The 23,605-nt window shown below is 67.2% G+C and carries 15 protein-coding genes and 1 tRNA gene; 7 read left to right on the forward strand and 9 right to left on the reverse strand.

From position 1 onward, the window contains the following. Nucleotides 1-49 precede the first annotated feature (49 nt). The 6 genes from ACQHGV_RS01005 to ACQHGV_RS01030 form a co-directional block, all read right to left on the reverse strand. A complete protein-coding gene (locus ACQHGV_RS01005) occupies nucleotides 50-1,438 on the reverse strand; it encodes an efflux transporter outer membrane subunit (protein WP_183951254.1) in 1,389 nt (462 codons plus the stop codon). After that, on the reverse strand, nucleotides 1,435-2,613 hold the full coding sequence (locus ACQHGV_RS01010) for an HlyD family secretion protein (RefSeq protein WP_440979099.1): 1,179 nt from the start codon (nucleotides 2,611-2,613) through the stop codon (nucleotides 1,435-1,437). The genes ACQHGV_RS01005 and ACQHGV_RS01010 overlap by 4 nt, the downstream gene beginning before the upstream one ends. Nucleotides 2,614-2,616: 3 nt before the next feature. Next, nucleotides 2,617-4,263, reverse strand: a complete 1,647-nt coding sequence (locus ACQHGV_RS01015; RefSeq protein WP_440979100.1) for an MFS transporter — start codon at nucleotides 4,261-4,263, stop codon at nucleotides 2,617-2,619. A gap of 284 nt (nucleotides 4,264-4,547) precedes the next feature. Then, a complete protein-coding gene (locus ACQHGV_RS01020; RefSeq protein ID WP_440979101.1) occupies nucleotides 4,548-5,489 on the reverse strand; it encodes a hypothetical protein in 942 nt (313 codons plus the stop codon). A 188-nt stretch (nucleotides 5,490-5,677) separates the two neighbouring features. Continuing rightward, on the reverse strand, nucleotides 5,678-8,197 hold the full coding sequence (locus ACQHGV_RS01025; RefSeq protein WP_440979102.1) for a PAS domain S-box protein: 2,520 nt from the start codon (nucleotides 8,195-8,197) through the stop codon (nucleotides 5,678-5,680). 221 nt (nucleotides 8,198-8,418) lie between these two features. Next, nucleotides 8,419-9,279 (reverse strand): peptidylprolyl isomerase, encoded by an 861-nt coding sequence (locus tag ACQHGV_RS01030; RefSeq protein ID WP_440979103.1) that lies wholly within the window; start codon nucleotides 9,277-9,279, stop codon nucleotides 8,419-8,421. A 96-nt stretch (nucleotides 9,280-9,375) separates the two neighbouring features. Here ACQHGV_RS01030 and ACQHGV_RS01035 point away from each other — a divergent pair. Next, nucleotides 9,376-9,466: transfer RNA gene (locus ACQHGV_RS01035), tRNA-Ser, on the forward strand. Nucleotides 9,467-9,479: 13 nt separating this feature from the next. Here the strand turns inward: ACQHGV_RS01035 and ACQHGV_RS01040 are convergent. Continuing rightward, nucleotides 9,480-9,935, reverse strand: coding sequence for an Lrp/AsnC family transcriptional regulator (locus tag ACQHGV_RS01040; protein ID WP_440979104.1), 456 nt, complete (start codon nucleotides 9,933-9,935; stop codon nucleotides 9,480-9,482). 112 nt (nucleotides 9,936-10,047) lie between these two features. Between ACQHGV_RS01040 and ACQHGV_RS01045 the strand changes: the two genes are divergently transcribed. The 3 genes from ACQHGV_RS01045 to ACQHGV_RS01055 all read left to right on the forward strand — a co-directional run bounded on the left by ACQHGV_RS01045 (nucleotide 10,048) and on the right by ACQHGV_RS01055 (nucleotide 16,006). Beyond that, entirely contained in the window at nucleotides 10,048-11,238 is a 1,191-nt protein-coding gene (locus ACQHGV_RS01045) for a methionine gamma-lyase (RefSeq protein ID WP_440979105.1), read from the forward strand. A 277-nt stretch (nucleotides 11,239-11,515) separates the two neighbouring features. Further along, entirely contained in the window at nucleotides 11,516-13,966 is a 2,451-nt protein-coding gene (locus tag ACQHGV_RS01050) for a TonB-dependent receptor domain-containing protein (protein ID WP_440979106.1), read from the forward strand. 132 nt (nucleotides 13,967-14,098) lie between these two features. Then, nucleotides 14,099-16,006, forward strand: a complete 1,908-nt coding sequence (locus tag ACQHGV_RS01055; protein WP_440979107.1) for a BCCT family transporter — start codon at nucleotides 14,099-14,101, stop codon at nucleotides 16,004-16,006. A 296-nt stretch (nucleotides 16,007-16,302) separates the two neighbouring features. Here ACQHGV_RS01055 and ACQHGV_RS01060 read toward each other — a convergent pair whose 3' ends face one another. Continuing rightward, nucleotides 16,303-17,298 carry an SDR family oxidoreductase gene (locus tag ACQHGV_RS01060; protein ID WP_440979108.1) on the reverse strand — a complete coding sequence of 332 codons (996 nt, stop codon included), beginning with the start codon at nucleotides 17,296-17,298 and terminating at the stop codon, nucleotides 16,303-16,305. A 159-nt stretch (nucleotides 17,299-17,457) separates the two neighbouring features. On the opposite strand from ACQHGV_RS01060, the gene ACQHGV_RS01065 reads away from it, so the two are divergent. Beyond that, on the forward strand, nucleotides 17,458-18,756 hold the full coding sequence (locus ACQHGV_RS01065) for a DUF2254 domain-containing protein (RefSeq protein ID WP_440979109.1): 1,299 nt from the start codon (nucleotides 17,458-17,460) through the stop codon (nucleotides 18,754-18,756). A 7-nt stretch (nucleotides 18,757-18,763) separates the two neighbouring features. On the opposite strand, the gene ACQHGV_RS01070 is transcribed toward ACQHGV_RS01065, so the two are convergent. Continuing rightward, nucleotides 18,764-19,582, reverse strand: a complete 819-nt coding sequence (locus ACQHGV_RS01070; protein ID WP_440979110.1) for a YihY/virulence factor BrkB family protein — start codon at nucleotides 19,580-19,582, stop codon at nucleotides 18,764-18,766. Nucleotides 19,583-19,863: 281 nt separating this feature from the next. Here ACQHGV_RS01070 and ACQHGV_RS01075 point away from each other — a divergent pair, with 281 nt between their 5' ends. Both ACQHGV_RS01075 and ACQHGV_RS01080 read left to right on the forward strand, forming a co-directional pair. Further along, on the forward strand, nucleotides 19,864-22,356 hold the full coding sequence (locus ACQHGV_RS01075; RefSeq protein ID WP_440979111.1) for a TonB-dependent receptor domain-containing protein: 2,493 nt from the start codon (nucleotides 19,864-19,866) through the stop codon (nucleotides 22,354-22,356). A gap of 116 nt (nucleotides 22,357-22,472) precedes the next feature. Further along, nucleotides 22,473-23,552, forward strand: coding sequence for a DUF2332 domain-containing protein (locus ACQHGV_RS01080; protein ID WP_440980102.1), 1,080 nt, complete (start codon nucleotides 22,473-22,475; stop codon nucleotides 23,550-23,552). Nucleotides 23,553-23,605 lie beyond the last annotated feature (53 nt).

Genomic DNA, 23,605 nt, shown 5'->3' on the forward strand with positions numbered 1-23,605 from the left:
CCGGGGGCACAAGCGCGTCAGCGCGGATGGCGTTCCCTTTTCCCGGTGTTCAGCGCGCGGTTGCCTGGATCGCCGCGTCCGACCAGCCGCCACCCATCGCCTGATAGAGGGTGATATAGGCGGTCAACTGATTGGCCTGCGCCTCGGCGAGTGCCAGTTCGGCGTTCAACAGGCCGCGCTGCGCATCGAGCTGTTCGAGATAGGAGGAATAGCCCGCGCGGTAGCGGTTGGAGGCGATACGCAGCGCATCGGCCTGTGCGGTCCGCTGTCCGGCCAGCGCCACCGCCTGCTCGCCCGAGCGGCGGACCGAGGCCAGGCTGTCGTCCACCTCGCGGAACGCTGTCAGCGCCGCCTTGCGATAGGCATAGGCCGCCTGGTCGCGCCGCGCCGCGCTGGCATCGGCCTGGGCGCGCAGGCGGCCGGCGTCGAAGATCGGGGCGAGCACGCTGCCGCCGATCGAGAAGATGGTGATCGGGTTCTTGAGCGCGCTCGACAGGACGACGCCCGCCGTTCCGGTCAGCCCCAGGCTGGGCAGCATCGCGGCGCGCGCGCTGTCCAGCGAGCGGTCGGCGGCGACCAGCGCCTGTTCGGCCTGGAACAGGTCGGGGCGGCGACGCAGCAGGTCGGCGGGCAGGCCATCGGGGATGGCGGGACGGACCAGCCGGTCGATGGGCAGGCCGCGCGTGATCGGCCCCGGCGTGCCGCCGACCAGCACGCTCAGCGCGTTCTCCTGGCGCGTGACCGCCAGTTGCGCGGCGGCCACCAGCTGCTCGGTCGAGCGATACTCGCCTTCGGCCTGCCGCAGCTCCAGATGCGAGGTATAGCCGGTTTCCGCGCGCCGCCGGGCGATGCGCAGCGCGTCGGCGCGGGCGGCCAGCGTCTCGCGTGCGATGGTCAGCCGGTGATCGAGCGCGCGCAGCGTGACGTAACCGCTGGCCACCCCGCTCGCGAGCGCCAGCCGGACGGTATCGCGTGCCGCCTCGGTCGCCAGCAATTGCGCGCGCGCCGCCGCGCGGGCGCTGCGCAACCGGCCGAACAAGTCGAAATCATAGCTGGCCTGGACCAGCGGCTGCGTCCCGAAGGCGTCCAGCCCGGTGCCGAGCGCGGTGACGGTCCGCGCCTCGCTGACCGGCAGTCCGGCGGTGATGTTGGGGGACAGCTGCGCCCGTGCCAGCCGCTCCTGCGCGCGCGCCTCCTCGACCCGTGCGGCGGCGCTGCCCAGATCGGGGCTGTTCGCCAGCGCGGTGGTGACGAGCGCGGTCAGTTGCGGATCGCCGAACGCCTGCCACCACTCGGTCGCGATCGGGCTGCCCGGACCCAGCGTCGTGCGCCAGGCGGGGGGCGCGACGACCGCGCTGGCCGCCGGCCGTTCGGGCCGCGGGCCGATACAGCCCGCCAGCAGCAGCGCGGCGATCAGGGAAGGGGCGGCGCGCCTCATCGCACCACCGGCCCGCCGGCGGTATCGACGCTGGCCTGTACCGACATGCCGGGGCGCAGACGCTGGCTGAGCGATTGGCCCGGATCGACGCGGATGCGCACCGCGATACGCTGTGGCACCTTGGTGAAGTTGCCGGTGGCGTTGTCGGACTTGAGCACCGCGAACTCGGACCCGGCGGCGGGCGAGATGCGCTCGACCCGGCCGGTCAGCCGGGCATTGTTCAGGCCGTCGACGGTGAAGCTGGCCGGCTGGCCCACCGCCATGCGCGCGGTCTGCGCTTCCTTGAAATTGGCGATGACCCAGGTTTCGGGCGGCACCAGGAACATCAGCTGCGATCCGGCGGTGACATATTGGCCCAGCCGCACGCCAACCTCGGACAGGCGGCCATCCTCGGGCGCACGGACGATGGTGTTGGCGAGGTCGATCTGCGCCAGCCGCCGTGCGGCCTCCGCGCCCGACACGCCCGCCTGCTGCCCACCGCGCCCGACGACGACGGTGCGGACGTCTTGCTGCGCGATCTCGCGCGCCGCCTTGGCTTGGCGCAGCGCGGCCTGTGCCTGACGCAGTGCCGCCAGCGTCTGGTCGCGTTCGCGCAAGGACACTGAGCCGTCGGTGACCAGATCGTTGACGCGCGCCATATCGGCCTGCGCGCGCATCAGCTGCGCGTCGGCATTGGCGACGGCGGCGTCCTGCGCGGACAGGCTGGCGGTGCGCGAGGCCTGCGCCTGGCGGCTATTGGCGAGCGTCGCCTCCTGCGCCGCGACCTGCGCGGTCGCCTGGTCGACGCGTTGGCGGTAGATTCGATCGTCGATGCGCACCAGCGGCTGGCCGGCGCGCACCGTCTCGAAATCGCGGACGAGGACGGCGGTGACATAGCCGCTGACCTGCGGCGCGATCACGGTGGTGCGACCGCGGACATAGGCGTTGTCGGTCGACTGGATGCTGCTGGAAAAGGGCGGCAGCCGCCAGGCCGCCAGCACCGCCGCGATGCCGCCGACGACCAGCACCAGGATCAGCGCGCGCGACCGCCACCCGCCCGAGGGCGGCCGCCATCCCGACGCCGGCGGCGGCGCGGGCGGGGGGACGGGGGCGGCGTCGACCGGCCCGGCACCGGCTTCGGCGGCGGCCTGTTCGGTCATCGGGGTGGGGGAGACGGGCGAGCGGGTGTCGGTCATGGCTCAGGCCTTGGCAGCGGCGCGGGCGCGCCGATTGCGCCGCCAGGTCAGCAGCGCGAGGAACAGGGTGACGGCGGCCGCAAGCGCTGCGACCAGGCGGAAGACATCGTTATAGGCGCGGATATTGGCCTCACGCGTGGCCGCCTGCGACAACAGCGCGCCGCCCTCCGCGCGTGACAGGGTGGGGTCGGAGACGACGCCCGACACGCGCACGCCGCCGGCCTGGATACGCTGCGTCACCTGCGGATCGGTGGGGTCGATATTCTGCACGATCGCGGCGCTGTGCGCCTTCTCGCGGACCACCTGATAGGTGCCGAGCAAGGCGGTGCCGCCCAACCCGCCGACCGAATTGAGCATCCCGAACAGCGCGATGAAGCTGATCACATGCCCCGCCCCCTGTTGCAGCGCGCGGGTCATGCCGAACAGCAGCGAGGGGCCGAGGAAGAAGGTCGTCGAAAAGGCGATCAGCGCCTGTGTCGCATAAAGCTGCGGCGCGCGGGTGAGGTTCGTCGAGAAGCTGTCGGCAAAGGCCGCGACGGCGACCAGCGCGATCGCGAACATGACGGGATGGGTCAGCCGGGTCACGTCCAGCGTCACCGCGCTGGCGACGACCCCGGCGACCGAGGCGATGAAGACGATGGTGAACAGCGTCCCGAACTGGTCGTTATTCTGGCCCAGCGTGGTCAGCAGGCCGACCGCGGCGTAATTCTGTTCGGACAGGACGATCCGCGCCATCAGCGTGACGATGGCGAAGCGGATGATGTCGACCGACCCCAGCCAGCGGGTGTTGAGCAGCGGATTGACCCGGTTATGCTCGATCCACAGAGCGGCGGTAAGCAGCGGGATGGCGATGACCAGCGCCCAGCCGATCCATGCCGCCTGCGTCCACCACATCAGCCGCCCCTGGCCCAGCACCGCGCAGATCAGCCCGATCGCGGGCGCATAGAGCGCGAAGGTCAGGAAATCGAGCGGCTCGAACGCCTTCAACCGCTGAGTGGGGGGCAGGCGGAGCGCGACGATCGCAGCCAGGCTGATCGCGGCCAGCCCGAACTCGAACATATAGAGCGTGCGCCACTGCGACATGGCGAGCAGTTCGGGCGAGAACAGGCGCGCCAGCGGCGTCGCGCATTGCGGCACGCCGATGCCCAGTACGATCGCCTTCAGCCGCCATTTCGCGGGCAGCGCCTGCATCATGTAATAAAGGCCCAGCGACGACAGCGCCGCCGCCGCCATGCCGCTGGCCGCGCGCACCGCGATGGCGGTGCCGAAATCGCGTACGAACAGATGCGCGAAGGCCAGGACGGTATAGAGCCCGACGAACAGCAGCGCGAACGGGCGCAGGCCGAATTGCTGGCGGAACTTGATCAACAACAGGTTGATCGACGCGTTGGTCATCACATAGGCGATGGGCAGCCACGCGATCTCGGTCGGGTCCAGCCCCAACGCGCCCTGCAACTGCAAGGTATTGACCTGGACCAGCGCATTGCCCAACCCGCCGGTCAGCCCGATCAGCACCGCGATCAGGCCATAGGCCAGCCGGCGGCGCAGCGGATGGTCGAAATTGCCGGGAGAGCCGGGAATGGTCGGCCGTTCATGGGGAGCGAAGGACCATTCCTCCTCGCTCCAGAATTGCCGAAACCGCGTCGCCATCCCTGTCCTTTCGACCCGCTGCGCCGAACGCGCAAGTCGTTGAATCGGGTGCGTGACGATCGCACGTCGCACAAGCCGGGGACAGATGCCCGCGAGTGACCTTAGCAAACCCCTGCGGGATTTCATTCCTCCCCTGTAAGGGGAGGGGAACCATGCGAAGCATGGTGGAGGGGTGTCACCGGTCGTTGGTTAGACTGACCTTGCCAGCCGGAACACCCCTCTGTCAGGCCTGCGGCCTGCCACCTCCCCTGCAAGGGGAGGAATGGGGTGAATGTCGATCGGCCCTAAGCGGTCAGCCCTTGATCGAGCTCGACCAGCCGCGCCTCCATCTCGGCCTGTTGCTGCGCAAGGAGCGTCTGCAGATCGGTGCGTTGCCTGGCGATCTGAGCGCGCGCATCGACCAGGCTGACCTGCTGGCCATCGACCTCGGTCATGATGGTGGCCGGATTTTGCCCGTTCTTCGCCAGTTCGGCGATACTCTTGTCCATGTCCGCCAGCGCGGCGGCCATGTCCTGCTCGGCCACCATGGCCGATCGCGACATCTCCGCAAGGCCATCCTGAATCTGCTTGCGCAGCACGGGCCGTAGTTCGGCCATGTGGTTTTTGTTGATCTCTTCGGTCTGCTTTTGAATCCTGATGCCTTCGCCTTCAAGCTCCTTGCAGGATGCCGAAATCGAATCCAGGCTCATGATCTTGAGCATGTGATATTTCCATTCGATCCGCTTTTTGCGGAATTCGGGAATGTTGAACGAGAAATCGGTTCGTGCTTTCCGAAATTCGGGAATTTTCGTGCTGAAGTCCTGGCGCTTCATGCCGCATGACCACAGCTTCGTCTTGATGCCGAAACCGATGTTCCGAATTTTCCATCTACAATCCGGAAGGTCGAGCGAAAAGCCACGGTTTTTGAACGTGGTCTTGATGGTGTCGAAACTGAATCGACGCGTTTTCATCGTGACTTCGGGAACGTCGAAGGCGGTCGTCGTGACATCCCACTTCACCGTGCCCGAACCGCAAATGTCGCCCTTTTTCTCCAGATCGTCGGTCTGATTTTCGATCTGCTGATATTCGCCCTGATATTTCTGGTTGATACGGTCGATCTCGACCTGTTCGGCACTCGCGGGCTGTTCGGCGACGACGGCGCTATCGTTTTGCGGCGGCGGCGCACCTTGCGCCGTTGCAGCGAAAGGCGCGGCGATACCGATAGCGGCATGTAGAAACTTTTGCATGATCCCCCCACGGAAATGGATTGAGAATGACGCAAAGCAACAAGCCGGCACGAACCCGGGAAGGTATCCGGCAACACCATCGATCTCAATGGATCGTGAGAGGAGCAATCGTATTTTCGATCCGCAATGCCGAAGACTGATCGAAAACGGAGGTAATCGCGATCGGCGACACCTTTCCGGTGTGCGGTTTACCCGTCCAGCATCGCCCGTATCCGTGCCGCCAGGTCGGCAAAGTCGAACGGCTTGGTGATCAGCGCGACGCCGGCGTCGAGCCGCCCGCCATGGACGATCACGTCGCGGGCATAGCCGGTGGTGAACAGCACCTTGAGCGCCGGGTGGAGCGACCGCGCGGCCGAGGCCAGGTCGGCGCCGGTCATGCCGCCGGGCAGCACCACGTCGGAGAAGAGCAGCGCGATGCGCGATGCCTCGGGCGCCTCCAGCAGCGCGAGCGCGCTGGCGCCGTCCTCCGCCTCCAGCACGTCATAGCCCAGTTCGCGCAGCGCCTCGGTCGAATAGGCGCGGACGTCCGCGTCATCCTCGACCACCAGGATCGTCTCCGACCCCTGGACCGCGCCGCCGGGTGCGGCGGGGGCCTCGACCGGCGCTTCGACCGCACCCTCGAAGCGGGGCAGGAACAGCGAGACACAGGTGCCCTGGCCGGGCTTGGAGTCGATCTGGACCTGTCCGCCCGATTGCTTGGCGAAGCCATAGACCATCGACAGGCCCAGACCGGTGCCCTTGCCCACTTCCTTGGTGGTGAAGAACGGCTCGAACACGCGGCCCAGCGTCGCGCGGTCCATGCCGGTGCCGGTATCGCTGACATCGATCGCGACATAGTCGCCCGGATCAGTGGGATATGGGACCGGCCCCGCCACCATCGTCGCATGACCGTCCAGCCGGGCGTTGCGCAGCGTGATCGACAGGGTGCCGCCATGCGGCATCGCGTCGCGCGCGTTGACCGCCAGGTTCAGGATCGCGCTTTCCAGCTGGTTGGGATCGGCCTCGGCCCGCCACAGTTCGGGCTCGGCGCGGATGTCGAGCGTCACCTGCTCGCCTAGCGTCCGGGTCAGCAGGTCGGACAGTCCGTCGACCAGCCGCACCGGGTCCACCGATTGCGGTGCCAGCGGCTGGCGGCGTGAAAAGGCGAGCAGCCGCTGGGTCAGCGTCGCGGCGCGCTTGGCCCCGGTCATGGCGTTGGTCGCGGCCCGCCGGGCGCGCGGCTGTTCGTCGGTGGGCAGCAACCGGTCGAGCATTTCCAGATTGCCGACCACGACCTGGAGCAGGTTGTTGAAGTCGTGCGCGATGCCGCCGGTCAGCTGGCCGACCGCCTCCATCTTCTGGCTCTGGCGCAACTGCGCCTCCATATCGGCCAGCTTCTCCTGCGCGGCCAACCGGTCAGAGACGTCGGTCGCGAACTGGTACGCGCCGATCGGCGTGCCGTCGGCGGCGACCAGCGGGCTGAAGCGCAGTTCGTAGTGCCGCCGCTCGCCCAGCTGGTCGGTCAGCGCCTGGATGACCGAGAAATCCTCGCCCGCCAGCGCGCGGGTCCAGTAATCGCGCATGACCGACAGGATTTCGGGCCGCGCGGCCATCGCGTCGCCCTTATGCTGGCCGATATGCGGGCGCAGGCCGTAAATCCGCTCGAAATCGTCCGCCGCGGCGCGGTTGATCGCCAGATAGCAATGGTCGAAGCCCAGCACCTGCACCATCGTGCCGGTCGAATCGATGATGTCGGCGAACAGCTTGCGCTCGGCCAGCGCCTCGGCGACTCGGCGTTCGAGCACGGCGTTGACGTCGCGCAGCGTCGCCTCCGCCCGGCGGCGCTCGTCGATGTCGAAGACCGAGCCGACCATGCCCAGATAGACGCCGTCGTCGATGCGCGGGATCGCGGTGACCGTCGCCCAGTGATAGCCGCCGTCGCGGTGGCGCAGACGGAACTCCAGGTTGAACGCCACCTGATCGCGGGTCGCGGCGCGAAAGGCGTTCTCGACCAGCGCGCGATCCTCGGCATGGATGGCCTTGATCCAGTGGAAATCCAGCCCCTGGTCGATGTCGAAACCGGTCTGGGTGGTCCAGGCGCGGTTGATGTAGACGCAGCGGCCATCGGCCTGCGTCACCCACATGATGATCGGCGCGTGATCGGCGACATTGCGGAACCGCGCCTCGCTCTCGCGCGCGGCGACGATCGCGATCTCGCGCTCCTGCCGGTCGCGCATCCGCGCGCTGCTGTCGATCACCGTCGCCAGCACGCCGGCGGGCCGCCCCTGTTCGTCGGCGATCGGCGTATAGTCCAGGTCCAGCCAATGCTGCTCGCTGCTGCCCCGATGCTCCAGCATCATCGCCTGGTCCCGATAGGCCAGGCTCTGGCCGTTCATGCCCGACAGGACGACCTGCTCGTTGAACGCGCGCGCCTCCGGCCAGGCGTCGAGCAGGCGCGCGCCCAGAATCGCCGGATGGCGGTTGCCCGAAAAGGCGGCATAGCCGGCATTGTAGATCAGGATGCCCTCCGGCCCCCAGATCGTCGCCATCGGAATGGCCGAGGACAGGGCGATGCCGATCGCCGTCATCCGGCTCTGCGGCCAGGACGCGATCGGGCCGAGCGGCGTCGCGGCCCAGTCATGGCCCGCGATCAACCGCCCCATCTCGCCGTTGCGCGCCAGAACGGCGGCAAAACCGGCGGGTATGTCGGCATGGGCAGTCGCGGTCATGCTTCGTCCGTCTCCCTCGAACGTGGCGCAGCCATCGCTGTAGCGTTGCTTTGTTACGAGGAACAGAGGGGGATGGCGTGATCTTGCGGCCGATCAAGCGCAATTGCTCCGACAGGCGAAAACTCTGTTTTTATTGTGTTTACACTTGCCGTTGCGGGATGGGCGCACTTGGACCGGCAAGCCGCCCCAACGGGTGATGGGGGAAGCACTCCCCCGCCGTCTCAGGGCGCCTTGCGAACCGGTGGCAGGGCCGCGCAGATGTCCACGCCCCCGGCGGGCACGGTGAAGAAATCGTTTTTGCGATTCTCGCGCGATGTGATCCAGGCGGCGAAACGCGGCGACACCGTCTCGCGATACTGAAAGCGGGGCCGTTCGCCCGCCGGCAATTCGCTCGCCAGCCTGGCCGAGACGATCGGCAGTCGCTGCGCCTCGTCCTTGTAGAAGCCCAGATCGCCCGTCCCGCGCGGCAGGGTGGACAGCGCCTCCATGCCGTCGATCACGCGTCCCGCCACCGCGATATTGCGGTCCAGCCCGCGCGGCGAATGGCCGATGATCGTATAGAGTTCGGCCCCGGTCCCCGTGCTGGGCGCCAGATCGCGCGCCACGCCGACCATGCCATAGCAATGCGGAATCCATTCGCCGGTCGCGTTCCCCGCCAGCGGCCAGCCGTCGCGGCTATAGCCCGCCCAGGCGGAATAGGGATCGGGCCGGCTCAGCCGCGCGACCGCGCTGTTGCCGGCACGGACATATTCCGCCGGCGGATTGGCGACGATGCCGGCGGGCAGCGGCTTCTTCTCGGTCGCGTCGCCCCATTGCGCGACGTAATTCTCCTGCACGCGGTAGACGCTGGTCCCCGCATCCCACCAATGCGCCCGTGCCAGCGCCCGGATATTGGCGACATGCACCGGCGCCTGCGCGGCGGCGAGGCGGACCGTCACCGTCCTGCCGTTCGACAGGGTGAAGATCAGCACCTCGTCATCGGGAACCGCGATCCAGTCGCCGGGCAGCGGATCGCTCGCCTGGGCGGCGGGAGCGGGCGAGGCCTGCGCGAGAAGCGCGGCAAGCAGAAGCGCGATCGTCATGACACACGAGACTGCCCCAGCCGCCCGCCCCACGCAATCGCTTGCGCGAGGCCGAGAAGCGCATTAGGGGCGCGTGTTCCAGGCATGAACACATGCGGAGCGGTGGCCGAGTGGTCGAAGGCGCTCGCCTGGAAAGTGAGTATACGGCAAAACCGTATCGAGGGTTCGAATCCCTCCCGCTCCGCCATCTCTGCCCCCCATCACCGCGTCGGAAAGGTCCGGCTGCTCTTCACCACGCCATAAGCGAAGGTCGTGTCGAGGCTGGCGATGCCGGGGATGGCGTGCATCTTGCGGCGGATGAAGATTTCATAGGCTTCCAGGTCGGCGACGATGACGCGCAGCAGATAGTCGGCGTCGCCGGTCAACAGGTGGCAGTCCATCACTTCGTCCAACTGGCGGATGGCGTCCTCGAATTGCTGCACCAGCGCGCGGGCGTGGCGTTCGAGGCGGACGCGGATGAAGGCGGTGACGGGCAGGCCGTATAACCGCTGGTCGACGATCGCGGCATAGCCCTGGATCACCCCCGCCTCTTCGAGCAGGCGCACGCGGCGCAGGCAGGGCGAAGGGGACAGGTGGACCTGTTCGGACAGGTCCTGGTTGGTGAGGCGGCCGTCCTGCTGGAGCAGGCGGATGATCTGCCGATCTTTTGCGTCCATGTCCGGTCTTAGCAGATTCTGCCAAGTCGGGCGCGATTTCTGGCGGAAAACGCAATTTCGACGGGGACGCTTCGTCATAGGATGCGGTCTTGGCGGACAGGAAGGCCCCGATATGACCAAGCATGCCGAATTCAGCTTCGCGACGGCGGCGATCCATCATGGCTATGACCCGCTCGACCATGACGGTGCGCTGACCCCGCCGCTGCACCTGACCTCGACCTTCGCCTTCGAAAGCGCGGAGGACGGCGCGGCGCGGTTTTCGGGCGAGCGGCCGGGCCATGTCTATAGCCGCATCTCCAACCCGACGCTCGACCTGCTGGAGCGGCGCATCGCCCATCTCGAGGGCGCGGAGGCGGCGCTGGCGACCGCGTCGGGCATGGGTGCGATCACCGCGACGCTGTGGACGCTGCTGCGGCCGGGCGACGAGATCCTGACCGACATCACGCTTTATGGCTGTACCTTCGCCTTCATGCAGCATGGCCTGGGCCGGTTCGGCATCCGGGTGACCCATGTCGACATGACCGATCTGGCGGCGGTCGCGGCGGCGTTCGGCCCCGATACCAAGCTCGTCTATTTCGAGACGCCCGCCAATCCCAATATGCGGCTGGTCGACATCGCGGCGGTCTGCGGGCTCGCCAAGGCGCATGGCGCGTGGAGCGTGGTCGACAACACCTATTCGACGCCGGTCATTACCCGCCCGGTCACGCTGGGCGCGGACTTCGTCGTGCATTCGGCGACGAAATATCTGGGCGGTCATGGCGATCTGGTCGCCGGGGTCGTGCTGGGTCGTGCGGAGGACATCCAGCAGATCCGGTTGTTCGGACTGAAGGACATGACGGGCGCGGTGCTGTCGCCGTTCAACGCCATGCTGATCCTGCGCGGGCTGAAGACGCTGGAGTTGCGGGTCGAGCGCCATGCCGCATCGGCGATGACGATCGCAACCCGGCTGGAGGCGCATCCGGCGGTCAGTGCGGTCCATTATCCCGGCCTCGCCAGCTTCGCCCAGCGCGATCTGGCCGCGCGGCAGATGGCGCTGCCCGGCGGCATGATCGCGTTCCAGCTGCATAGTGGTTATGAGGGTGGCAAGCGCGTGATGAACCGCCTGACGCTGATCACCCGAGCGGTGTCGCTGGGCGATGCCGAGACGCTGATCCAGCACCCCGCCAGCATGACCCATTCGACCTATCCGGTCGAACAGCTGATCGCGCATGGCGTGATGCCCGATCTGGTCCGGCTGTCGGTCGGGCTGGAGGACCCGAAGGACATCTGGGCCGATCTGGAGCAGGCGCTGGCGGAGGAGTGAGCACCGCGCGTCGAGCGAGTCGGTGCCGTGGCTTTGCGAGGGCGATCGTCCTCCATCCGGCCCGTATTTCTTGCCGCGGAACGAGGTGGCAAGGATAAGCCCCTGTAATGCTTGCGCTATCGAACCGATTTGGGATTGGCAAGAAATAGCTAAGAAATCGATGGGCGATAATCAAGGAATTGTGAAGGTGATGACGTAATGAAGTAGCCTTCATATTTAAGAATATTTCAATCGAGCAAGTGTATCCCCCAGATCAACAATAGCCATCGGGGGATGCATGAAGGTTAATTGGATTTTACTGGCCGCCGCGTCGGCGATCGCCATGCCCGCTCAAGCACAGACCGCGCCGGAACACGCCAAGACGGCTGAACAGGATGTGGTGACCACCGGCGTCGCCAAGGGCCGCGACCGGTTGGACAGCGCGACATCGACCAGTTCGCTGCGTGAGACGGAGATCGCGCGGCTGGCACCGCGTTCGGTCGGCGAATTGCTGCGCGACATTCCCGGCATCTTCGCCGAAGCGCCCAATGGCGAGAGCATCGCCAACATCACCATTCGCGGCCTGCCGCTGTCCTCGTCGGGCGCCAAGTTCGTCCAGCTGCAGGAAGACGGCCTGCCGGTCATGGAGTTCGGCGACATATTGGGCGCCAGCTCGGACAGCTTCATGCGCGTCGACCTGAACCTGGCGCAGGTGGAGGCGATCCGGGGCGGTTCGGCCTCGACCTTCGCGTCCAATTCGCCCGGCGGCATCATCAACTTCATCTCGAAGACCGGCGAGCAGGAAGGCGGCGCGGTCGCGCTGACCGCCGGACTCGATTTCGACCAGTATCGCGCCGACTTCGATTATGGCGGGCGGCTGACGAGCAATCTGCGCTTCCATATCGGCGGCTTCTACCGCCAGGGCGAAGGTCCGCGTCGTACCGGCTTTGACGGGCAGAAGGGCGGCCAGATCAAGGCCAATGTCACGCGCGAGTTCGCCGGCGGCTATATCCGCTTCTACGGCAAGTATCTCGACGACCGTTCGCCCTTTTACGAGGCGGTGCCGTTCCGCGTGACGGGCACCAACGAAAAGCCCGCATTGTCCGCCATCCCCAATTTCGACCCGACCCGCGACACGCTGTTGTCCAGCCGGTTCCAGTCGCTGCTGATCATGGACGGCGACAATCGCCCGGTGCTGGAGGACATGCGCGATGGCCAGCGGGTGAAGGAACAGGCGTTCGGGCTGGAAAGCCAGTTCGGCCTGGCCGACTGGACGATCACCGAACGGTTCCGCATCGCCGGTCGCTCGGGCGGGCTGATCGGTCCGTCGGGCAGCCAGATCCTGTCGCCCGCCGCCGCGCTGACCCGGCTGGGGGCGACCGGCGGCACGTTCCGCTACGCCAATGGCCCCAATGCGGGGCAGGCGATCGCCGACCCGAGCGCGCTGAACGGTAACGGCCTGATCGGCGTGCTCGCGATCCGGGATCGCCACCAGCAGGACATCGGCAATATCACCAACGATATTCGCGCCAGCCGCGTCTGGGAGGTCGCGGGTGGCAGCCTGACGACGACCGCCGGCTGGTATTCGGCGCGCCAGTCGATCGACACGACCTCGATGTACGCGGTCGCGGTGTCGGAAATCCGGGGTGGCGGCGATGCGGCGCTGCTCGATGTGTTCGACGGCACCGGCGTCGCGCGGACGCAGAACGGCATCTATGCCTATAACGCGCTGTCGGGGACTCAGCGGCGGACGACGCGTCTGCGCTACACGGTCAATGCGCCCTTCGCCTCGGCCAATTTCCGCACCGGCCGCCTGTCGGTCGGTGCCAGCCTGCGCTATGATCGCGGCACGGCGCGCGGCACGCTGTATGGTGTCGAGCTGGGCCAGGGCCGGGTCGGGCAGATCGCCTTCGACCTGAACGGCGACGGCACGATCAGTTCACCCGAACGGCGCGTCGGCGTGACGCCCAATGATGCGCCCGCCTTCGTCGATTACGACTATGGCTATCTGTCCTATTCGGCGAGCGTCAATTTCCGCATCGCCGAACCCTTCTCGGCCTTTGCGCGCTATAGCCGGGGTGCGCGCGCCAATGCCGATCGCCTGGCTTTCGGCACGGTGATCGACGCCGCGACGGGCCGGCTGACTGATCCCAGCGCCGCCTATGATCCGGTCAAGCAGGCCGAGCTGGGCGTGAAGTTCCGTCAGGACTGGATCGCGCTGAACCTGACCGCCTTCCATGTCGAGAGCAACGACACCAATGTCGATAACTCGACCAAGCTGGCGCTCTCGCGGCGTTATCGCTCCAAGGGGCTGGAGTTCGAGGGGCGGGTGAGCCAGGGGCTGTTCAGCCTGGCGGGCGGTGCCACCTATACGACCGCCGAGATCGTTGCCGATCGCCTGAACGCCGCCGTGGTGGGCAACACGCCGCGCCACCAGGCCAATCTGATCTTCCAGGCCACGCCGCAGATCAGCAATGACCGGTTCGCGGTGGGGGCGGTGTTCATCGGCACGACCAAGAGCTTCGCACAGGACAGCAATCTGCTGCGCATGCCCGGCTATGTCACCACCAACGCCTTCGTGCAGGTGCGCCCGGTCGACCGGCTGCTCCTGTCGCTGAACGCGACCAACCTGTTCGACGTCGTGGCGGTCACCAGCATCGAGGAGGACCGCATCCCCGCGACCGGTCTGCTGCGCGCCCGCCTGCTCAACGGCCGGGCGATTTCGGCCACCGCACGCTTCGACTTCTGATGCCGCGCCTCACGCTTTCCCAAGGCCGGGGAAGCGTGAGGATCGTCCGTCGCGGGCGTCCGCCGGGCCGGGTTCGGTCCCAAGTCGTTCGCGCATATGGGCTTTTGGACTGATCCCGGTTAGGTTGGCGCGATGCCGACTTCTCGAATGAACCGGCGCGTCTTCTGGGGCGCCAGCGCGATCGTCGCCACGATGCTGATCGCCACCCTGTTGATGCCCGGCACCGCCGACACCGCGTTCAAGGCCGCGCAGGACTGGACCATCGATACGTTCGGCTGGTTCTACATCGCCTCGGTCGCCGCCTTTCTGGCGATCGTGCTGGCGCTCGGCTTCGGGCCGGCGGGCAAGCTGAAGCTGGGGCCGGACGATGCCGAGCCCGATTTCCCCTATCTGTCCTGGCTGGCGATGCTGTTCGCCGCCGGCATGGGCATCGGCCTGATGTATTTCGCGGTGGCCGAGCCGATCCAGCATTATATCGCGCCGCCCGATGTCGAGCCGGGCACGATCCTGGCCGCGCGCGAGGCGATGGCGATCACCTTCCACCATTATGGCGTCCATGCCTGGGCGATCTATGCGCTGGTCGGTATCAGCCTGGCCTATTTCACCTATCGCAAGGGCCTGCCGCTCACCATGCGGTCGGGGCTTTCGCCGGTGCTGGGCAAGCGGATCAACGGCCCGCTGGGCGATGCGATCGACATCTTCGCGGTCTGCGGCACCGTCTTCGGCGTGGCGACCTCGCTGGGCTTCGGCGTGTCGCAGATGACGGCGGGTCTGAATTATGAATATGGCGTGCCCGACACGATCACGGTCAAGATCGGGGTGATCATATTGGTCATGGGGGCCGCGACCCTGTCGGTGCTGAGCGGCGCGGATCGCGGCGTGCGCCGCCTGTCCGAGCTGAACCTGGTCCTGGCCGTGCTGCTGATGCTGTTCGTGATGGCGGTCGGCCCCACCCTGTTCCTTTTCCGCGCGCTGGTGCAGAATTTCGGGCTGTACCTGGACCATTTCGTCAAGCGCACCTTCACCCTCTACGCCTATGAACCGCGCGCGTGGATGGCGCATTGGACGCTGTTCTATTGGGCATGGTGGATCGCCTGGTCGCCCTTTGTCGGCATGTTCATCGCGCGCATCTCGCGCGGGCGGACGATCCGCGAGTTCGTCATCGGCGTGCTGTTCGTGCCCACCGCCTTCACCTTCCTGTGGATGACGGTGTTCGGCAACACGGCGATCTCGCTCGATCTGGGCGGGGCGGCGGGTGGCATCGCGCGGGCGGTGCAGGACAATCTGTCGACCGCCTTGTTCAAGTTCCTGGAATATCTGCCGGGTGCGGGCTTCACCTCGTCGCTGGCGATCCTGCTGGTGGGCGTGTTCTTCATCACCTCGGCCGATTCCGGCGCGCTGGTGATCGATACGCTGGCGTCCGGAGGCGAGGACGAGACGCCGCGCTGGCAGCGCATGTACTGGTGCGTGCTGCTGGGCGCGACGGCGGCGTTGCTGCTGGTCGCGGGCGGGCTGGGCGCGCTTCAGGCCGCGACGCTGCTCGCCGCTCTGCCCTTCTGCTTCATCATGCTGCTGCTCGCCTTCGGGCTGATCCGCCAGACCAAGGCCGATCTCGCCGGCGTCTCGCTCGACGGCGACACGCCGGCGGTGGGCGAGCGGCTCAAGCGGTTGTTCGTGCCCGCCAGTCGCAAGGACATTCTCCGCCAGATCGAGGAGCGCGCGCTGCCCGCGCTGCGTTCGGTGTGCGAGACGATGGTGCAGGAGGGCTGGGCCGACAGCCAGGTCGAGCATGACGAGGGGACCGCGACGCTGACCATCACGCTCAGCCCCGATCACGTCTTGGTCTATCGCCTGACCGCGCGCTCGCGCCCGCTGGCGGCCTTTACCGCGCTGGAGGCGTCGGAAAAGCGGCGCAGCCTGACCTGGATGCTGACCGCCAGCACCGACGGGGTGGCGGGCACGCGTGACCTGACCGGCTATTCGACCGATCAGATCGCCAATGACGTGCTGGGCCAGCTGGAGCGCTGGCGGCGGCGCTAAAGCATGATGACATAAGATGGACTCACCCTTCCCTTGAAGGGGAGGGGCTCGCATTGGTTTCATGCAATGTCATCATGGTCCAGGCCGGATCGACATTCCTCCTATTCCTCCCCTGGAAGGGGAGGTGGCAGGCCGTCAGGCCTGACGGAGGGGTGTTCCGGGCGGAGAGTTTGGGACTATAGCCATGGCCGGGGACACCCCTCCACCATGCTTCGCATGGTCCCCCTCCCCTTACAGGGGAGGAAAGATAGGGGGGCGCCCTAATATCCATCCGGGCCAAGGCTCGGGAAACGGCGTCAGGGGAACCCCTTGCCGCCATGCGCGCCGACGGCGGTGCCGGTCGAATAGCTGGCCTCGTCCGAGGCCAGCGCGACGAACAGCGAGGCGAGTTCGGCCGGCTGGCCCGCCCGGCCAAGCGAGGTGTCCTGCCCGAATTCGTGCATCTTGCCGGGCAACTGCCCGCCCGCGACCTGCAGCGGGGTCCAAATCGGCCCCGGCGACACCGCGTTCACGCGGATACCCTTCTTGGCGAGCTGCTTGGCCATGCCGCGCGTCAGATTCTGGATCGCCGCCTTGGTCGAGGCATAGTCGATCAGGTCTTCGCCCGGATCGTAGCTGTTCTGAGAGATGGTGTTGATGATCACCGCGCCGGGCGGCATCGAGGGGATCGCCGCCTTCGAAAAGCGGAAAACGTGGAAGACATTGGTCTCATAGGTGCGGACGAACTGTTCGTCCGAAATCTCCATGATGTCGGCCTTGGACTGTTGATAGGCGGCATTGTTGACCAGGATGTCGAGGCCGCCGAGCTGCGCGATCGCCTTGCGCACCGTCTCCTCACAGGCCTTTTGCGTGCGGATGTCGGCGGGCAGCAGCACCGCCTTGCGCCCCGCCTGGCGGATCAGGTCGGCGACCTCGCGCGCGTCGGGCTCTTCGCTGGGGTGATAGTTGATCGCGACATCGGCGCCCTCGCGCGCAAAGGCGATGGCGGCGGCGCGGCCGATGCCGCTGTCACCGCCGGTCAGCAGCGCGCGGCGCCCGGTCAGCTTGCCCGATCCGCGATAGCTGGTTTCGCCATGATCGGGACGCGGCGTCATCTTGCTGGCGAGCGCGGGCCAGGGCTGGCGCTGTTCGGGAAAGGGGGTGCGGGTATATTTGGTACGCGGATCGCGCAGGCTGGGCGCGGCTGCGTCGCCGCCCGCCTGGGCCAGCGCGCCGGCGGGGGCGGTGGCCGCCGCCACTCCGATGGCGGCGCCGCTCAATATGCCGCGACGGGATGTCTCGATATCGCCCATGGTCCAGGTCCTTTCCGACGCAAAACCAACGGGATCGTCGGTCCTCACACCTTGCAACCCCGGACGCGCCAAGACGATCCGTGGCCTGTTGCCGGAACCTTGCGCATCGCCCGCGCGGTATAGGGTCGGAACGGGGCGCTGGCGGCCCCACATCAGGGGATGGACGACATTGACGATGACGGGGCCGGCGCCCGACAGGCGGGGCGGGCGATGAAGCAATGGTCCTGGATTCTGCGTCGGGTCGTGCAGCAGATCTGGTTTCGCGCCGCGCTGATCAGCGCCGGCGGGGTGGCGCTGGCGATCCTGGCGGCGATCGTCACGCCCTATCTGCCCTATAGCTTCTCGGTCGAGATCGGCCAGACGTCGGTCGGCACCATCCTGGAGATCATGGCGTCCAGCATGCTGGCGGTCACCACCTTCTCGCTGACCGCGATGGTCAGCGCCTATTCCTCGGCGACGCAGCTGGCGACGCCGCGCGCGACCCAGTTGATGGTCAGCGACCCGACCTCGCAAAACGCACTGTCGACCTTTCTGGGGGCGTTCGTCTTTTCGATGATCGGCATCGTCGGGCTGAATACGGGAGCCTATGGCAATAGCGGCCGGATCATCCTGTTCGCCGCGACCGTGCTGATCATCCTGCTGGTGGTGGGGACGCTGCTGCGCTGGATCGGGCATATCACCGCCTTCGGACGGATGGCCGATGTCATCGACCGGGTGGAGGATGCCGCGACCCGCGCCATGGCCGGTTTCGCCGCGCGCCCGCATCTGTGCGGCCGCCCCGCCATCCCGGTGCCGGCGGGCGCAACCGCGATCGTCGCGACCGAGACGGGCTATATCACCCATATCGATGCCGAGACGCTGGGCCGCCTGGCCGAGGACCACGGCGTGTCCGTCCATGTCGCCGCGCTGCCGGGGGCGATGATGCATCCGGCGCGGCCGCTGCTGCATGTCGTGGGCGCGGTCGACGACGCGCTGCGCACGGCGTTGGTCCGGGCCTTCACCATCGAACGTCATCGCCGTTTCGATCAGGACCCGCGCCTGGGCCTGATCGCGCTGGCCGAGATCGGCAGCCGCGCGCTGGCGCCGGCGACCAACGATCCCGGTACGGGGATCGAGGTGCTGAACGCGCTGTTGCGCGTCTTCCTGACGCTGCGCCCCGACGCGACACCCCGGGAGGAGGCCGCACGCACCTATCCCGTCCATATCGGCCTGCCGTCGATGGACGATATGCTGACCGACGCCTTCGGTCCGATCGTGCGCGAAGGGGTGGTCGAGATCGAGGTGTCGCTGCGCCTGACCAATACGCTGCGCGCGATCCATGCCGCGCTGCCCGATGCGCGCGATGCGATCACCGTCTGGGCCGAGCGTCATGCGCGGCGCGTTGCCGAAACCGTGGAGGACGCCGCCGACCGGGCCGCGTTCGACGCGACCTATGACCGGCTCTGGCGGCAGGGATAAGACCGGGTCAGAGGCCGTCCATCGCCTCGGCATTCAGCCGCGCGCCGAGCAGCAGCGCCCAGGCGGAGACGAGCAGCCACAGCAGCAGCACGATGACCGCCGATAGCGAGCCATAGGTGTCATCGAACCGCGCGACATGCGCGACATAGGTGCGGAACAGCGTCGTCGCGGCCAGCCACATCGCCACCGCCGCGATCATGCCGGGCACGACGCGGCGCCACGGGATCGCCTCTTCAGCGGCCGGGGCGTAGCGATAGATCAGGAGGAGGCCGCCGCCCGCGCCCAGCGTCAGCGACCCGAACAGGATGATCGTCGAGGCGGTGCGTGCGCCGGGCAGCCCATCGGGGACGTAGCTTTTCAGAAAGGCCAGCACCGACAGCGAGATCAGCGCGGTCAGCACCAGCGCCGCGCAGCCCAGCACCAGCAGGGTCGAGGCGATCTGCCGCTTCAGCCCCCGTCGCTCGCCATCGATCCGATAGGCGAGGTTGATGCCGTGCAGCAGCGACCGGCCCGCCCGCCGCGCGCTGAACAGCGCGATGCCGAGCGCGATGACGAGGGTGACGAGATCGCCAGGGTGCGAGGCCAGCGTGCTGTGCAGCCCGCCCACCACGATCTGCCGCGCCTCGGCGGGCAGGATGGCGGCGAGGGTCTTGAGGTTGCGGATGACGCTGGCGGGCGGGGCGAACAGCCCATAGGCCCCGGTGATCAGGCCGATGACCGGGATCATCGCCAGAAAGGCGGCGAAGGCGATCGAGCTGGCCGCGATGCCGAAATCGTCCCGCAACGCGCTGCGCACCGTACGGACCAGCAGCTTCGCCCAGTGCATTACCGGCGACGCGCGATGCGGCCTTGCCCACGTCGCGGCGAGATGCCGAACGATCCGAAACCCCCTGTCAGCCAATGCCACGTCGAACAGCCCCCTTCCGATCGGAAGGAAACGCCCGTGTCGGCCATCGGGATCAATAGTGCCGGCCGCTTTTCGTCATGCGCCGCGCCCGATCATATGTCGGCGGAAAGCGTACAATTTTGATCAACTGGCCCCGCGCATTAACATTTTTCCAAAGCATCGCGCCCTAGGGACGGTCCGATCAAGACCGGGGGACTGTCATGCTTTTAAATCGTTTGCTGATCTCGACCATGCCGCTTGCCCTGATGCTGCCCGCGCAGGCGCTGGCGCAAAGCGGCACCGCCGACAAGGCGGCGGGCGAGGAGACCGCGTCGCGCGGCACGCTGAACAAGGATGTCGTGGTGACGGCGGTGGCGCGGGGGCGCGACCGTCTGGACAGCGCGATCTCGACCAGCTCGCTGGGGCAGGACGAAATCCTGAAGGCGGCACCGCGTTCGACCGCCGAGATCTTCCGCAACATTCCCGGCCTGCGCTCTGAAAGCTCAGGCGGTGACGGCAACGCCAACATCTCGATCCGCGGCCTGCCGATCGCATCGGGCGGCGCCAAGTTCCTGCAATTGCAGGAGGACGGCCTGCCGGTGCTGGAATTCGGCGACATCACCTTCGGCAATGCCGACATCTTCCTGCGCGCCGACATGAACGTCGCCTCGGTCGACGCCATTCGCGGCGGCTCGGCCTCGACCTTCTCGTCCAACTCGCCCGGCGGCGTGGTCAACATGATCTCCAAGACCGGCGATGTGACCGGCGGTGCGATCATGGCGACCGCCGGCCTGGACTATGGCGAATACCGGCTCGACTTCGACTACGGCGCCAAGGTTTCCGACACGCTGCGCTTCCACTTGGGCGGCTTCTACCATCAGGGCGAAGGGCCGCGCCGGGTCGGCTATGACGGCACCAAGGGCGGCCAGATCAAGCTGAACGTCACCAAGGAGTTCAGCGGCGGCTATATCCGCTTCTACGGCAAGTTCCTGAACGACCGCTCGGCCGCCTATCTGCCCAATCCGGTGCGCGTGACCGGCACCGATGCCGATCCGCGCTATGAGAGTGTGCCCGGCTTCGACATCGCCCGCGACGCGCTGCTGTCGCGCTACGACACCAGCAATGTGACGCTGGACGGCCAGAACAATCCGGTCATCCACGACAAGCGCGATGGCATGCATCCGGTGGTCAATTCCTTCGGTGTCGAGACGCGGTTCGATGTGGCCGGTTGGACCGTCACCGACCGCTTCCGCTATGCCGACATCTCGGGCCGCTTCATCTCGAACTTCCCCGCCGCCGTCGATGGCGCGGCGGCGACCGCCACAGCGCTGGGCGGTGCGGGCGCGACCCTGCGCTATGCCAGCGGGCCGAGCGTCGGGCAGGTGATCGCGAACCCGGCGGGGCTGAACGGCAATGGCCTGCTGGCGCGGGTCGTGGTGTTCGACGTCAATCTCAACAGCCTGGACAATGTCGCCAACGATCTGCGCGCCAGCCGCGTGTTCGATGTCGGCGGCGGCGAGCTGACCACCACCGCCGGCTTCTACAAGTCGCGCCAGACGGTCGATACCGACTGGCTGTGGACCTCGACGCTGATGGACGTGCGCGGGCAGGGGCGTGCCGCGCTGGTCGATGTGTTCAACGCTGGCGGCGTCGCGCAGACGCAGAATGGCTATTACGCATTCGGTGCCGACTATTTCGGCGGCTGCTGCCGGCGCAGCTACCGGGTCGATTACGACGTCAACGCGCCGTTCGGGTCGCTGAACTACAAGATCGGCCGCGTCGCGCTGGGCGCCAGCATCCGCTACGACTTCGGCAGCGCGCGTGGGGCGATCTTCGGGGCGGACCTGGGCGGCGGGCGTGTCGGCACGACGGTGCGCGACATGAACGGCGACGGTGTCGTCTCGGCGGCCGAGCGCCGCGTCAGCGTGATTCCACTCAGCAGCCCGGCCCCGGTCGATTATGACTGGCACTATCTGTCCTATTCCTCGGGCATCAACTTCCGCGTGTCCGAACCGTTCGCGATGTTCGTCCGCTACAGCCGGGGCGCGCGCGCCAATGCCGATCGCCTGTTGTTCGGCCCCGCGGTCAGCACGGTCGACGGCCATCTCGTCAATGCCGATGCGGCGGTCGACTATGTCCAGCAGGCCGAGGCGGGGCTGAAGTACCGCCGGAACGGCATGTATGTGAACCTGACCGGTTTCTGGGCCAAGACCGAAGAGCAGAATTACGAGGCGACGCGCCAGGTCTTCATCGACCGCAAGTACCGCGCCTATGGCCTGGAACTGGACGGTGCCTACACCTACGGCCCGTTCAGCCTGACGGGCGGCGCGACCTGGACCGATGCCAAGATCGTCAGCGACGCGCTGAACCCCGGCGTCGTCGGCAACACGCCGCGTCGCCAGGCCCGGCTGATCTTCCAGGCGACGCCGCAGGTCGAGGTCGGCCGTTTGATGGTCGGTGCGAATGCGATCGGCACGACCAGCAGCTATGCGCAGGACAGCAACCAGCTGAAACTGCCCGGCTATACGGTCGTGAACGGCTTCGTGCAGTTCCGCGCGACCGACCGCATCCTCGTTTCGCTGAACAGCAACAACCTGTTCGACAGCAAGGGCTTTACCGAGGCGGAGGATGCGGTGATCCCCGCGAACGGCATCGTCCGGGCGCGGTCGATCAATGCGCGGACGACCTCGCTGTCGGTGCGCGTCGGCTTCTGATCCGGCGGCGGTCGGCCATGCGTCGCGCCCGATGGTGGCGCGGCGCGTGGCACGCCTGTAATTGTTAACCCGTGCGGCCCCATGAAGGGGCGATGCAGCCGGAGCGTTCGACAGTGATGTGCGTGAAGTCGGATAGTCCGTCGTCGCCGGGCATGCCGCCCCCCATCGATACTCCAACCGTCAGCGAACTGGCGCGCCAGTCGCAGGTCATGCGCAGCATCGGAACGCCCTTCGTCGCCGACCTGCTGGCGGCGGTCGACCGCCAGCTCGACCATGCGCCGCGCACCGCGCGGCTGATCCGCTCCTGGGGCAGCGGGGCGGCCTCTTCGGCCATCGCCATGCGGATCAACGCCGCGCTCCACGCGCTGGCGCGGCAGGGGCGGGTGCCGCTGCTCAGCGCGCTCTATGCCGGTGAGCATCGCCGCTTCGACGACGCCGTCGCCCAGGCCCTGGCGGGACATGACGATGTGCTGGTCGAATGGCTGCATCAGGTGCCGCAGACCAATGAGGTCGGGCGCGCCGCGGGCTTCTACGCCGCGCTGATGGTGCTCGCCCGGCGCTATGGGCACCCGTTCGAACTGTTCGAGATCGGCGCGAGCGCCGGCTTGAACCTGAACCTGGCGCGCTATGCCTATAATCTGGGCGGCGTCCATGCCGGCCTGCCCGGATCGCCCGTGCGGATCGCCCCGGCCTGGCACGGATCGCCGCCGCCGATCGCACCGGTGGTCGTCGAGGCCGCCCAGGGTGTAGATCTCAACCCGATCGATATTCGCGATCCGGCGGCGTGCGAGCGGCTGGCCTCCTTCATCTTCGCCGACCAGCCCGACCGCAGCGAGCGCCTCGACCGGGCGCTCGGGATTGCGCGCGCGCATCCGCCGCAGGTCGCGACCGGACGCGCGGCGGACTGGCTGGCAGCGCGACTCGCCATGCCCGCCCCCGAAGGCCGACACCGCGTCGTCCTGCATTCGATGGTGCTGCAATATGTCGGCGCGGACGAACGCGCCGCCATCGAATGCACGCTGGCCGCGACGGCCAAGCAGGCGGACGCAGGCCGCCCCTTCGCCTGTATCGGATTCGAATGGAATGCCGCGCGTACCCAGGTCGAGCTGCGGCTGCGGTCCTGGCCGGACGGGGAAGACCGGATATTGGCGCATTGCCACCCCTATGGCGGCTGGTTCGACTGGAAGCCTTTGTAACCATGGTGCAAGCAAAATTATGGGTGGTTTCACCTATAATTAACGGCGCAATC

The organism is Sphingomonas pseudosanguinis (genome assembly GCF_052056765.1).
GTDB classification, from domain to species: Bacteria; Pseudomonadota; Alphaproteobacteria; order Sphingomonadales; family Sphingomonadaceae; genus Sphingomonas; species Sphingomonas pseudosanguinis.

Bases quoted from the DNA above. Each gene is read 5' to 3' on its own strand.
- ACQHGV_RS01005 (WP_183951254.1), bottom strand. From the start codon at position 1,438: ATGAGGCGCGCCGCCCCTTCCCTGATCGCCGCGCTGCTGCTGGCGGGC.
- ACQHGV_RS01010 (WP_440979099.1), bottom strand. From the start codon at position 2,613: ATGACCGACACCCGCTCGCCCGTCTCCCCCACCCCGATGACCGAACAG.
- ACQHGV_RS01015 (WP_440979100.1), bottom strand. From the start codon at position 4,263: ATGGCGACGCGGTTTCGGCAATTCTGGAGCGAGGAGGAATGGTCCTTC.
- ACQHGV_RS01020 (WP_440979101.1), bottom strand. From the start codon at position 5,489: ATGCAAAAGTTTCTACATGCCGCTATCGGTATCGCCGCGCCTTTCGCT.
- ACQHGV_RS01025 (WP_440979102.1), bottom strand. From the start codon at position 8,197: ATGACCGCGACTGCCCATGCCGACATACCCGCCGGTTTTGCCGCCGTT.
- ACQHGV_RS01030 (WP_440979103.1), bottom strand. From the start codon at position 9,279: ATGACGATCGCGCTTCTGCTTGCCGCGCTTCTCGCGCAGGCCTCGCCC.
- ACQHGV_RS01040 (WP_440979104.1), bottom strand. From the start codon at position 9,935: ATGGACGCAAAAGATCGGCAGATCATCCGCCTGCTCCAGCAGGACGGC.
- ACQHGV_RS01045 (WP_440979105.1), top strand. From the start codon at position 10,048: ATGACCAAGCATGCCGAATTCAGCTTCGCGACGGCGGCGATCCATCAT.
- ACQHGV_RS01050 (WP_440979106.1), top strand. From the start codon at position 11,516: ATGAAGGTTAATTGGATTTTACTGGCCGCCGCGTCGGCGATCGCCATG.
- ACQHGV_RS01055 (WP_440979107.1), top strand. From the start codon at position 14,099: ATGCCGACTTCTCGAATGAACCGGCGCGTCTTCTGGGGCGCCAGCGCG.
- ACQHGV_RS01060 (WP_440979108.1), bottom strand. From the start codon at position 17,298: ATGGGCGATATCGAGACATCCCGTCGCGGCATATTGAGCGGCGCCGCC.
- ACQHGV_RS01065 (WP_440979109.1), top strand. From the start codon at position 17,458: ATGGACGACATTGACGATGACGGGGCCGGCGCCCGACAGGCGGGGCGG.
- ACQHGV_RS01070 (WP_440979110.1), bottom strand. From the start codon at position 19,582: ATGCACTGGGCGAAGCTGCTGGTCCGTACGGTGCGCAGCGCGTTGCGG.
- ACQHGV_RS01075 (WP_440979111.1), top strand. From the start codon at position 19,864: ATGCTTTTAAATCGTTTGCTGATCTCGACCATGCCGCTTGCCCTGATG.
- ACQHGV_RS01080 (WP_440980102.1), top strand. From the start codon at position 22,473: ATGTGCGTGAAGTCGGATAGTCCGTCGTCGCCGGGCATGCCGCCCCCC.